The 12,226-nt window shown below is 49.0% G+C and carries 10 protein-coding genes and 1 tRNA gene; 5 read left to right on the forward strand and 6 right to left on the reverse strand.

Annotated features, from left to right (window positions below; translation table 11 throughout):
• Window positions 1–98 precede the first annotated feature (98 nt).
• Entirely contained in the window at window positions 99–2,060 is a 1,962-nt protein-coding gene (gene dnaG, locus AAAT87_RS02005) for a DNA primase (protein ID WP_349225471.1), read from the forward strand.
• Between the two features lie 16 nt (window positions 2,061–2,076).
• The gene (gene cls, locus AAAT87_RS02010; RefSeq protein WP_349225472.1) at window positions 2,077–3,501 is read left to right on the forward strand and encodes a cardiolipin synthase; all 1,425 of its coding nucleotides are present in this window, start codon (window positions 2,077–2,079) and stop codon (window positions 3,499–3,501) included.
• Window positions 3,502–3,541: 40 nt separating this feature from the next.
• Here cls and AAAT87_RS02015 read toward each other — a convergent pair whose 3' ends face one another.
• The 3 genes from AAAT87_RS02015 to AAAT87_RS02025 form a co-directional block, all read right to left on the reverse strand.
• Window positions 3,542–4,072, reverse strand: coding sequence for an RsmD family RNA methyltransferase (locus AAAT87_RS02015; RefSeq protein ID WP_089545023.1), 531 nt, complete (start codon window positions 4,070–4,072; stop codon window positions 3,542–3,544).
• 65 nt (window positions 4,073–4,137) lie between these two features.
• Window positions 4,138–4,950, reverse strand: coding sequence for a DUF3822 family protein (locus AAAT87_RS02020; RefSeq protein WP_296973762.1), 813 nt, complete (start codon window positions 4,948–4,950; stop codon window positions 4,138–4,140).
• A complete protein-coding gene (locus tag AAAT87_RS02025; RefSeq protein ID WP_295024830.1) occupies window positions 4,934–5,416 on the reverse strand; it encodes a hypothetical protein in 483 nt (160 codons plus the stop codon). Before AAAT87_RS02025 ends, AAAT87_RS02020 begins: the two co-directional genes overlap by 17 nt.
• Window positions 5,417–5,616: 200 nt before the next feature.
• Between AAAT87_RS02025 and AAAT87_RS02030 the strand changes: the two genes are divergently transcribed.
• From AAAT87_RS02030 to AAAT87_RS02040, 3 genes are all read left to right on the forward strand, one after another.
• On the forward strand, window positions 5,617–7,071 hold the full coding sequence (locus AAAT87_RS02030; RefSeq protein ID WP_295024836.1) for an ATP-dependent DNA helicase: 1,455 nt from the start codon (window positions 5,617–5,619) through the stop codon (window positions 7,069–7,071).
• Between the two features lie 94 nt (window positions 7,072–7,165).
• Window positions 7,166–8,278 carry a GDP-mannose 4,6-dehydratase gene (gene gmd, locus AAAT87_RS02035; RefSeq protein WP_153129006.1) on the forward strand — a complete coding sequence of 371 codons (1,113 nt, stop codon included), beginning with the start codon at window positions 7,166–7,168 and terminating at the stop codon, window positions 8,276–8,278.
• Window positions 8,279–8,311: 33 nt separating this feature from the next.
• Window positions 8,312–9,520 carry a GDP-L-fucose synthase family protein gene (locus AAAT87_RS02040; protein WP_295024826.1) on the forward strand — a complete coding sequence of 403 codons (1,209 nt, stop codon included), beginning with the start codon at window positions 8,312–8,314 and terminating at the stop codon, window positions 9,518–9,520.
• Between the two features lie 149 nt (window positions 9,521–9,669).
• On the opposite strand, the gene AAAT87_RS02045 is transcribed toward AAAT87_RS02040, so the two are convergent.
• From AAAT87_RS02045 to AAAT87_RS02055, 3 genes are all read right to left on the reverse strand, one after another.
• A tRNA-Tyr gene (locus tag AAAT87_RS02045) sits at window positions 9,670–9,751 on the reverse strand.
• Between the two features lie 300 nt (window positions 9,752–10,051).
• Window positions 10,052–11,428, reverse strand: coding sequence for an ABC transporter substrate-binding protein (locus AAAT87_RS02050; protein WP_428848556.1), 1,377 nt, complete (start codon window positions 11,426–11,428; stop codon window positions 10,052–10,054).
• Between the two features lie 2 nt (window positions 11,429–11,430).
• Window positions 11,431–12,225, reverse strand: a complete 795-nt coding sequence (locus AAAT87_RS02055; protein WP_089544712.1) for an ABC transporter permease — start codon at window positions 12,223–12,225, stop codon at window positions 11,431–11,433.
• Between the last annotated feature and the right edge of the window lies 1 nt (window position 12,226).

Consider the following 12,226-nt stretch of genomic DNA (forward strand, 5'->3'; position numbering starts at 1 on the left):
CCTTTGCATAAGAAAAGCTGCACTCGGCAAATTGAAAGCAAGCTTTCTTTGCGCTCGTTTGCATTTTCTTTGCACATAAAAATAAGAGGATTAGAATTATGATAGACAAACCGACGATAGCACGTATCATGGACTCCACCAAGATAGAAGAGGTGGTGTCTGAATTCGTCACGCTCAAAAAGCGCGGCATCAATTATGTCGGCTTGTGTCCTTTCCATAACGATTCCCATCCATCCTTCTCCGTTTCTCCTACGCGTGGCATCTGCCACTGCTTTACCTGCGGAAAGGGTGGCAATGCCATCAACTTCCTGATGGAGCTGGAGCAGATGACTTATCCTGAGGCTCTGAGATGGTTGGCTGACAAATACCATATCGAGATTCAGGAACGCGAGATGACCAACGAGGAGAAGCAGCGCGAAAACGAACGCGAATCGATGTTCATCGTGAATGAATGGGCGGCGAAATACTTCCAGGACATCCTGCAGAATGATGTGGACGGTAGAGCCATCGGCATGCAGTATTTCAGAAGCCGAGGATTCAGAGATGACATCATCAGGAAATTCCAGCTGGGATTCGCCCTGAACCAGCGCACGGCGCTCTTCGACGAGGCGGTGAAGAAAGGATATCAGCCGAAATACCTGGTGGATACCGGTCTCTGCTTCAAGGTGGACAAGGAGGAAGCGGGCAACAAGAGCGGACAGGATAAGTATCTGGACCGATTCTCCGGGCGTGCCATCTTCCCGTGGCTGAGTGTGAGCGGAAAGGTGGTGGCTTTCGGCGGACGTGTGCTGGATACCCGTACCAAGGGTGTGAGCCAGAAATACGTGAACTCGCCCGACAGTATCATCTACCACAAGGAGCGGGAGCTCTACGGACTGTATCAGGCAAAGAAGGCCATCGCCAAGGAAGACTGCGTGTATATGGTGGAGGGATATACGGATGTAATCTCCATGCACCAGTGCGGCATCGAAAACGTGGTGGCCAACTCGGGTACGGCGCTGAGCATCCATCAGATCAGACTGCTCCACCGATTCACCAGCAACATCGTATTGCTCTACGACGGCGATGCTGCGGGCGTGCATGCAGCGCTGCGAGGTACCGACATGCTGCTGGAGGAGGAGATGAACGTGAAGGTGCTCTTCCTGCCGGATGGAAACGACCCGGACAGCTTTGCCCGAAGCCATACCGCTGCAGATTTCAGAAAATACATAGAGGAAAACCAGAAGGACTTCATACAGTTTAAGACCGACCTCTCGCTGAACGGCGTGACCGATCCGGTGAAGAGAAGCCAGGCAATCAACAGCATCGTGGAGAGCATCTCAAAGATCAAGAACCAGATTACCCGAGCCTCTTATATCACCGACTGCGCCCACCGGCTGGGCGTGAACGAGGCGATTATCGTGAATGCGCTGAACAACTTCGTGAGAAACGGCATGAGCGAGCAGGTGAAGGCTGAACGGCGCGCAGCTGGACTGAGAGACCCGAAGGCTACTGCCCCACAGCAGGGAATGCAGGCTGCTATGAGGGGCGTGACGCCGCTGGACAAGCTGCTGGAGGTGGAGGACCTGCTGGTGAAGCTGATCATACACCACGGAGAAAAGCATATTGTGGTGAAGGATGTGGAGGGCAACGATATAGAACTGCCGATAGCACAATATATCTATCTGGATATGTCGGGCGATGAGTTCAGGTTCCATAACGAACTTTATAACAGAATCTTGCAGGAAACGCTGGAGCATCTGGAGGATGAGAACTTCGTGGCAGAAACCTATTTTGCCAACCATCCGAATCCGGAGGTGAGCAGGATTGCCAGTCTGCCGACGGGAGAACAGGAGGTTTCTACGGCGAGTCTGCAGCTGCAGCTGAATGCTGAAAAGCTGCGCCAGTTTGTCTTCAAGGATCTGCTGAGCTTCCGCACACATTATATCGCACAGCGACTGATAGAGGTGCAGCAGGAATTTGCCAGAAATCCTTCGAACAGGGAACTGGTGGAGGAGTTTATGAAACTGAAGAAGATGAACTCGCTGCTTGCCAGCCAGACCAACTCGGTATTCAACTAGATTAAAAAAGAAAGGTATGATATATATTCATTGGATTTATCTCTTGCTTTATATGGCAATCATGATTCCCGCTATCACCACCGTCTTGATGGACAACCGACAGCCCGCCAAGACGATGGCGTGGATTCTTGTGCTTGCCTTCATGCCTTTCGTGGGAATCATCTTCTACATCTTCTTCGGGCAGAACACGAGAAAGGAACGGCTGATCAGCGATAGAAGCATGGACCAGTTGACCAAGCGCTCGATGCTGGAGTTTGCCGAGCAGGAGAATCTGCATATCCCAGCCAACAACAAGCCGCTGATGAATCTCTTTACCAATCAGAACTGGGCATTCCCGTTTAAGGACAATCAGGTGGATATCTTTACCGATGGTTATGAATTCATCTTCTCCTTATTATATAATATAGGTAAGGCTCAGCATCACATCCATCTGGATACCTACATCTTCGAGGATGATGCCCTGGGCTATCTGGTGGCTGATGCCCTGATAGACAAGGCGGAACAGGGAGTGGAAGTCAGACTGATATACGATGACGTGGGCTGCTGGAAGGTGAAGGATGCCTTCTTTGAGCGCATGAGGGAAGCGGGCATCGATGTGCATTCGTTTATGCCGGTAAGGTTTCCGGCGTTTACCAGCAAGGTGAACTACCGCAATCACCGCAAGATATGCGTGATAGACGGCAGGGTAGGATTCATCGGTGGTATGAACATTGCCAAGCGCTATGTGAAGGGCACCGGGAAGCAGAAGTGGCGCGATACGCATCTGAGGATAGAGGGCGGAGGCGTGTATGCCCTGCAGCGTGCTTTCCTGATAGACTGGTATTTTGTGGATCGCACCTTGGTGTCAAACCGAAAGTATTATCCTCCGGTGGATTCGAAAATCAGGAATAATTGTCTGGTGCAGGTAGTAACGAGTAGTCCGATTGCTCCATGGCCTGATATCATGCAGGGATATGTGCGCATTCTGCTCCAGGCGCAGAAGTATGTGTATATGGAGACGCCTTATTTCCTGCCTACCGAACCTGTGCTTTTTGCGATGCGCACGGCGGCGCTGGCGGGAGTAGATATCCGCCTGCTGATGCCTAGACATTCCGATGCCAGGATGGTGGAGTGGGCTTCGCGTTCTTATCTGATGGAGGCGATAGAGGCTGGCGTGAAGGTTTATCTCTATACGGGTGGATTCAATCACAGCAAGTTGCTGGTGAGCGATGACAACCTCTGTACCGTGGGCAGCACGAATGTGGATTTCCGCAGTTTCGAGAATAATTTCGAGGCGAATGCCTTCTTCTATGATGAGGAAATGGCTCAGAGAATCAAACGGATTTATCTGAAGGATGAATCCAGCAGCATTTTGGTGGATGATGTGGCGTATTTCGTAAAGCGCCCGTTCCTGAAAAGATTGTTCGAGAGTATTGTAAGATTGCTTTCGCCGCTGCTGTAATTAGGCACGGATTTTTATTAAGCCGTGCCTAAATTTGCTTTTATCTGAATATCGAGAAGTTTACGCTTCCGTAACTTCTATGCTCCAGGAATCTTGGATGGTCGGAGAAATCGTAGTTCTTGCCATGCTCGAAAACGAAGATGCCCTCTTCGTTCAGAAGATCGCCATTGAGTACGAGGTCTGGAATCTCGGGAAGCTTCTCCAGTGCGTATGGCGGATCGGCAAAGATGAAATCGAACTTCTGCTTGCAGGTTCTCAGGAAGCGGAATACATCGCCGCGAATCAGAAGATCCCTGTCTTCGCCCAGTTTCTTGAAACACTCGCGGATGAAGTTGGCATGGTCGCGGTCGGCCTCTACGCTGATTACTCGGCTGCATCCACGGGATACCAGTTCCAGCGAGATGCTGCCTGTGCCGGCAAAGAGGTCGAGGGCTGTGGCATCCTCGAAATCGATGTAATTCTGCAAAACATTAAAGATGTTCTCCTTTGCGAAATCTGTAGTTGGTCGCGCCTTGAACGAACGTGGTATGTCGAAGTGGCGACCCTTATATTGTCCTGTTATGATTCTCATAATTAGCTTTTAACTATCAATTTTTAACTATTAACTTTTAACAATCAACTTTTAATAATCAATTCCTACTTGCTTAAGTAGAGCGTCAGCAGATCGAACGGCATTCCCTTGATTTCCGTGATGGGCGCACGATTGAATTCGGCGCTTGGATTCAGGAGAAAAGTCTTCTTGACATAGAGCTTGGCATTGTAGAGGAACCAATCCTTATCCGGAATATCGCCCGAAACATGCAGCTCATCCTGCATCTGCTGCAATCCCAGCTGCTTCCATACGAAGAGGATGAAGTAGAGTGCATCCTTGGCATAATCAGCCTGGAAGGAATTGTAGAACTTGAATCTGTTTTTCTCGAAACAGAAGATGTCCACCTTCTTGTCGTGGAAATACGCATAGAGCTTGTGGTTGATACCCGTGAAGCTGCGCTTGTGCAGATAGTTCCACATCGGCTGCATGATAGGAGTGAAGCGCACATCCTGGAAGTTGTCTTCTATCACCATCTTCAGATCCTTGTTGATCGGGAAAACGGCCACCACATTCAGATTCGGCTGCACCCTGTAGAGGATGGCATCGCTGTGGCTGCCCGTGAAGGCATGCTGATAGAGCACGGTGAGGTCTTCCTCGTGGAATTCCTCGATAGGTACCAGCAGGATAGGCGTATCGATATAGACACGCACCTTCTGATAGCCGCGCTGCAGGAGTTCGCTTTCGCCGAAAGCCTGTCTGAGGTTGGCTGCTATCGATACACCGCTTTTCACGGTGTAAGGTTCGTATATCAACTGGTGCTCGGCTTCGCGATCTACAACCGAGAAGCTGAGTGTATTCTTGCTCACACGGATGGTGAGTCGTGCTTGCTGTGTTCTTTTCTTACCAATTACTTGCATTGTCGTTGTCTTTGGTGATGTCTCCGATCTTTAATCCAGGGAAGTTGCCGGCATCGGAAGCTTTTTCTGTTACCTGTTGGATCGCCTCCTCGTTGAGACCATCGAGATAGTCTTCGTAGGTGGCTCCACATTCCATCAGCGGAATCTGCTTTCCGCTTTTATGGATAATGGTAGTGGCGGCGAGCGAGAATTTCCTGCCATCGGAATAAGGGATGAGGGTATCCTCAGCCTTGAGATACTTCGCCTTGACGAGGACAGCGAAATCGCCGGTATAGACTCCGTGCTTCGCCCTGTATCTTTCTTCGGCAGAACGGATGAGCATCAGTTTCTCCTTCACCTCGGCTTCGCGGTTCGCCATCTGTTTCTCGAAGATGAGAGGCTGGCTGATACTGAGAGCGCAAAGTAGCATCATGATGATGACGCAGGCGCCCAGGATGGCATTATTGTTTATTTTTCTTAATTTCATTCTCATTTCAAAAAGTATTAGTACTTTTGCATCTGCTTCTGCAGCTTATCTTCTGCAAAGATAATGCAAGTGAGCGCAATGAAAGCTTGCTTTCACATTGCCGAGTGCAGCTTATCTTCTGCAAAGATAATGCAAAACGGAGACAACGCAAAATATTTGGTATTGAAATTATTAATTATTAAAGGATAAATAACAAATTGATGATAATAGACGAGCTAAAATATAAGATATTGCAGCAATTTGGCTTTCCGCCAACCCAGGAACAGGCACATGCCCTGGAGGTGTTTGCTGAGTTTCTTACCGATAGAGATCCGCATGCCGTGATGATTCTGCGAGGTAGTGCGGGTACGGGTAAGACAACGCTCTCGGGTGCCATCGTCAGGACCCTGAAGGAGATTCGTCAGAAGGTGATGCTCCTGGCACCTACGGGTAGGGCTGCGAAGGTTTTCTCGCTGAACAGCGGTTCGCCTGCCTATACCATCCATCGCCGTATCTATCGTGAAAAATCGTTTTCGGGGGTAGAGGGACAGTTTAATCTGAATGATAATCTCTATACCGATACGCTTTTCATGGTAGATGAGGCATCGATGATTGCCAATATGGGATTGGGAGGGATGAGCTTCGGAAGCGGATGCCTGTTGGATGACCTGGTGCATTTCGTGTATCAGGGACGGAACGACCGCTTGCTGCTGATAGGTGACAAGGCGCAGTTGCCTCCTGTCGGAGAGGAGGAATCGCCAGCCCTGCATGCAGCGATGCTGGAGGGATATGGACTGAAGGTGTATGAATGTGATCTGAACGAGGTGCTCCGACAGAGCGAGGAATCGGGTATTCTCTATAATGCCACGATGATCAGACAGATGATTACGCATGATGACATTACCCAACTTCCGAAGATTCATTTCGCTGGCTATTCGGATATCAAGCAGATGCCTGGAGCCGAACTGATAGAGGCTCTAGCCGACAGCTATCACCATGTGGGGCTGGACGATACCATCGTGGTGACCCGCAGCAACAAGCGTGCAAACATCTTCAATCAGGGCATCCGCAATATGGTGCTGGATAGGGAGGAAGAGCTTTCGCAGGGCGATATCCTGATGATTGTGAAGAACAATTATTACTGGATGGAAGAAGAGAGGAAGAGTAATAATAAACTTCAAAGCAACGAGATTCCTGCTTTTCTGGCGAATGGCGATCGGGCGAAAGTGCTGAAGGTGCGCCGCCGCATTGACCTCTATGGCTTCCGCTTTGCCACGTTGCTGCTCCAGTTTCCCGATTACGGCAACTATGAGCTGGAAGCTACGGTGCTGCTGGATACATTGACGAGCGAGGCGCCTGCCCTGACACATGAACAGCAGGAGCAGCTTTTCCATCAGATAGAAGAGGATTATCAGGATATTCCGCTCAAGACAGATAGGATGAAGGCAATCCGACAGGATCAGTTCTTCAATGCCCTGCAGGTGAAATTCGCATACGCCGTAACCTGCCACAAGGCGCAGGGCGGACAGTGGGCACATGTGTATGTGGATCAGGGGTATATGACGGATGATATGCTCAATCCCGACTATATCCACTGGCTCTATACCGCCTTTACGCGAGCTACGGAAATGCTGTATCTGGTGAACTGGCCGGAGACGCAGACGGTTCAATGTTAGAGAAAAAAGTAAATAAATGACAGAAAGTTTGATAGTCTGAGAAAAAAGTCGTACTTTTGCAACGAATTTATTAATTTATCATATAAAGAAGTAAATGGAAAATAGAAAAGTAGCTTTAATTACAGGTATCACAGGTCAGGATGGCTCTTACTTAGCTGAATTGTTGTTGAGTAAGGGGTATGATGTTCACGGAACAATCCGTCGCTCATCTACCGATTATCGCGAGCGCATCGCACATTTGGAGGGTACCCCAAACTTTCACCTTCATTATGCCGACCTCGGTGACTCTATGAGCATCATCCAGGTGATGAACAAGGTGAAACCAACCGAAGTTTATAATCTCGCAGCTCAGAGCCACGTACAAGTGAGCTTCGACTCTCCTGAGTTTACAGCCGACGTAGATGCAACAGGTGTACTCCGTATTCTGGAGGCAATCCGCCAGTGCGGTTTGGAGAAGACTTGCCGTATGTATCAGGCTTCCACATCTGAGCTTTATGGTAAGGTAGAGGAGGTTCCTCAGAACGAGAACACTCCATTCCATCCTTATTCTCCATACGCAGTTGCCAAGCAGTATGGCTTCTGGATTGTCAAGGAGTATCGTGAGGCATACAATATGTTCTGCTGCTCGGGTATTCTCTTCAATCACGAGAGTGAGCGCCGTGGTGAGACTTTCGTTACCCGCAAGATTACATTGGCTGCAGCCCGTATCAAGCAGGGCAAGCAGAGCAAGCTCTATCTCGGTAACCTGGATTCTCTCCGCGACTGGGGTTATGCCAAGGATTACGTAGAGTGTATGTGGTTGATTCTCCAGGCAGAGAAGCCAGAGGATTTCGTGATTGCAACAGGTAAGCAGCACTCAGTTCGTGAGTTCGCCCAGTTGGCTTTCCACCACGTAGGCATCGAACTGAAGTGGGAAGGCAAGAATGAGAACGAGAAGGGTATCTGCGTTGAGGGTCCTGAGGAGCTTATCGGCAAGACTCTCGTTGAGGTTTCTCCAGATTTCTATCGTCCTACCGACGTGGTTAACCTCTGGGGTGACCCAACAAAGGCAAAGGCTAAGCTCGGCTGGAATCCAAACACCACCTCTTTTGAAGATCTCGTCAAGATCATGGTAGAGAGCGATATGGCCAAGGTGGCTGCCGAGGCTGCCGGTGAGAAGGTTCGCTGCAACCTCGTGGAATACTTGGAGAAGGGTATTGTTAAGTAATAGTTAACAGTTGATAGTTTACAATAATAATCAATGTTATCAAAAGATTCTAAGATTTATATAGCAGGACACCACGGACTCGTGGGTTCTGCTATCTGGAATAACCTCGAGAAGAGAGGCTATCACAATCTGGTGGGTCGTTCTCACAAAGAACTCGACTTGACCGACCAGTATGCAGTAGAGAAGTTCTTTGATGAGGAGAAGCCGGATGCTGTGGTTTTGGCCGCAGCCTTCGTGGGCGGAATCATGGCGAATTCGCTCTATCGTGCCGACTTCATCATGCAGAATATGAAAATGCAATGCAACGTAATCAGTAATGCTTATTCTCATGGTGTGAAGAAGCTCCTCTTCCTGGGCTCTACCTGCATCTATCCGAAGGATGCTCCGCAGCCAATGAAGGAGGATGTGCTCCTCACTTCTCCGCTGGAATACACCAACGAGGAATATGCCATCGCCAAGATTGCCGGACTGAAGATGTGCGAGAGCTACAACCTTCAGTATGGTACCAACTATATCGCTGTGATGCCAACCAACCTCTATGGTCCGAACGATAACTTCCACCTGGAGAACAGCCACGTAATGCCTGCGATGATGCGCAAGATTTATCTTGCCAAGCTCATCCACGACGGCGACTGGCACAGCATCGAGGTAGATATGAACAAGCGTCCTATCAATCCTACAGACAAGCTCCGTGCCATCATCGGCGAGGGTAATGTGGATGGAAACAACTCTCATGAGCGCATTCTGAAGGCACTGGAGTTCTATGGCATCTACGACAACAAGGTGGTGCTCTGGGGAACCGGAACACCGCTCCGTGAGTTCCTCTGGAGCGAGGATATGGCAGATGCCAGCGTACATGTGCTCCTGAATGTGGATTTCAAGGACATCATCGGTATCGAGAAGTACAGTTCTGTATTCTATGGTGCCAAGGTAGATGGTGCCGTGGATAGAAACAATTCTGAGGGCCGTGGTGGCGCTATCCCATCTCTCGGTGAGATTCGCAACTGCCACATCAATGTGGGAACCGGTAAGGAACTCACTATCCGTGAACTTTCTGAGCTTGTAGTAAAGGCGGTAGGTTTCGAGGGTGAGGTTGAGTTTGATGCCAGCAAGCCTGATGGAACCCCAAGAAAGCTCATCTCAGTAGATAAGCTTCATAGCCTCGGCTGGACTCACAAGGTAGAGATCGAGGATGGTGTGAAGAAGCTCTTCGACTGGTATCAGGAGAGTTTGAAGGACTAATCTTTTGGTAGAGAAATATGAAAAGCGATGGACTGCTGAAATCCATCGCTTTTTCGTTTTGTATTATTTGTGGATAATATAAAAATAAAAAATCCGATTCTCATAATGAAAACCGAATCTTTATATCTTTGAGTTATTTTTGGGAAAAGTGGGTAGTGATGGATTCGAACCACCGAAGGCATAGCCAGCAGATTTACAGTCTGCCCCATTTGGCCACTCTGGTAACTACCCAAAAGCTTTTGAATTGCGAACTTTCTTTATTTGATAAAAGCTTTGTTCTTAAAAGCGAGTGCAAAGGTAGTGCTTTTTTTTCATTCCACCAAATTTTTCTGCATCTTTTTTCACTTTTTTCTCAAAAAACTTCATTTTCCCCCTAAAAAGAAGGTTTTTGCCCTTTCAGGGCGTCTTGTTGACTGCCATTATACCCAGGGTGTTGCCCTGGGCTAGGAGCTTCTGCCCTTTACCTTTCCCTTCGGCCGGTGACCGTTGGTTCAGGGCGTGAGGGGGTATGAGCTTTTATCCTTTTACTTTTTACCCTTTAACTTTTATAATGTGGTGTCTGCGATGTTTTCTCGACAATCTTCTGTGCTTGTAGTGCTCGATTTTCTTGATAGAAACGAAGACGGTTAAGCCCAAGACCACTGCAAGAAGGAAAATCACGATGCCACCACCCAGGTTGTCACCCTTTACTTTCGACCACATATCCAGAACTTCCGGAGTATGATCACCGGCATCATGAATCATCGCACATCTTGCCACTACCGTGCTGTCAGGATACATAATCGGGTTGAGATGCGCCTTTCTGCCTTCCTCTCCGAAGAAATAAGCCAGATTCACCGTCTCAGGATAAGCCTCCTTGTCGCTCATTGCTTCGAAGACCTTCTTGCCCGCTATACTGCTCACATATCCCGTGGTTTCCATATTAGCGAGAGCCACATCCTCTCGGCAGAGATAGTTGATGAAGTAGGAAGCAGCCTTCGGATTGCGGGAATACTTCGGAATCACCCATCCGTCGAACCATACATTGCTTCCCTCTTTAGGAACTTCGTATCCCAGATCTACGCCCACTTTCCCGGCTTCTTCTATCGCCCAGACCGCATCACCGCTCCAGGTCATGTTCAGATAAGCCTTGCCTTTGGTCATCGTCTCCTTGCCGAAATCAGCCTCCCATCCCTCGATGTTCGGTTTCAGCGCTTTCAGCTGTTTCTCTACGATGGCAACTGCTTTTGGCGAATAATCGTTCATCAGTTCCGGAACGGTCACCTTGCCGGCAGCCAGTTCCTTGCGGTGCTCCCAGATCAGGGCGGTGCCGTAAGAATCGCGGTAGGAATCCTTCATAAGAAGTTTGCCACGATATCTGGGACTCCACAGCGTGCCCCAGGTTTGCGCGTCTTTTATAGGTACGTGTACCTTATTATATAAGATGCCGCAGGTTCCCCACATATACGGAACGGCATAATTGTGGGCGATTCTGCCATGATTCGAGGTGGCGTCAATCTGCTTCACGATGTATGGCGACACGTTCTTGAGATAATTCGACGTCTTGCCGAAAGCGGTGTCGATAGGCAGCAGAAGGTCTTTGCGAAGCATTCGCTCAATGATGTATTCTGATGGGCACACCACATCATAATCTTCGTGACCACGCTCAATCTTGGTGAGCATCACTTCATTGATGTCGAAGGTCTGGTAGATGACGCGGATCTTCTTGCCCGTCTGCTCCTCATACCATTTCGGGAATTCAGCAAGAATATCCTCATCGATGTAATCTCCCCAGTTGTAAACCTTCAGAATCTCCTCTCTGTTCTCCTTATTGTAACAGGAAGAGAGCGGCAGAATCATCAGCAGGCTCAGGAAGAGAAAAGCAATTGTCTTAACTCCTTTAACTCCTAAAAATATCTTGTTCTTCATTCTTATTTCTTCTTGTTTTTATCCGAACGACGATTGATGATAATCAGCATCACGAGCACCAATACGAAGATGATCGTACTCAGCGGACGAAGTTCCGGCGTCAGGCCTCCCTTTCTGGCATCGGCATAAATGAAGGTGGAGAGTGTCTCCAATCCCTCGTTTCCGATAGTGAAGATGGTGACGGCGAAATCGTCGATACTCATCGTGATGGCGAGCATGAAGCCCGAAATCATACCGGGCAGAATCTCCGGAATAATCACCTTGCGCAATGCCTGCATCGGAGAAGCACCCAGGTCGAGTGCCGCTTCATAGAGGTTCGGGTTCATCTGCTTCAGTCTAGGCATCACACTCAGGATGACGTAGGGCAGACAGAAAGTGATGTGAGAGAGAACCACCGTGGTGTAGCCCTGCGGAATGCCCAGCGTGATGAAGAGCAGGAAGAGCGAGATACCGATGATGATGTCGCCGTTCAGAATCGGGATATTGTTGACGAACTGGATGGCGTTTCTCGCATACCGGTTTCTCAGATTGTAGATTCCGATGGCGGTGAGGGTTCCGAAAATCGTAGATACGGTGGCGGTGATCAGTGCGATGGTAATCGTATTGATGAGTGCCGCCGTGAGCGAGTGGTGGGTGCCTTCTACGAAGAGATTCTTGTAGAGCTGCAGCGAGAAGCCCGTCCAGTTGCCCATGACCCTGGCCTCGGTAAACGAGAAGATGACGATGATGAGGATAGGGGAGTAGAGCAGCAGCAGGAGCAGCCACAGATAACCCTGACAGAATATCTTCTTCATCATA

Origin of the sequence: Segatella sinensis (genome assembly GCF_040095255.1) — a bacterium.
Taxonomy (GTDB): Bacteria; Bacteroidota; Bacteroidia; order Bacteroidales; family Bacteroidaceae; genus Prevotella; species Prevotella sinensis.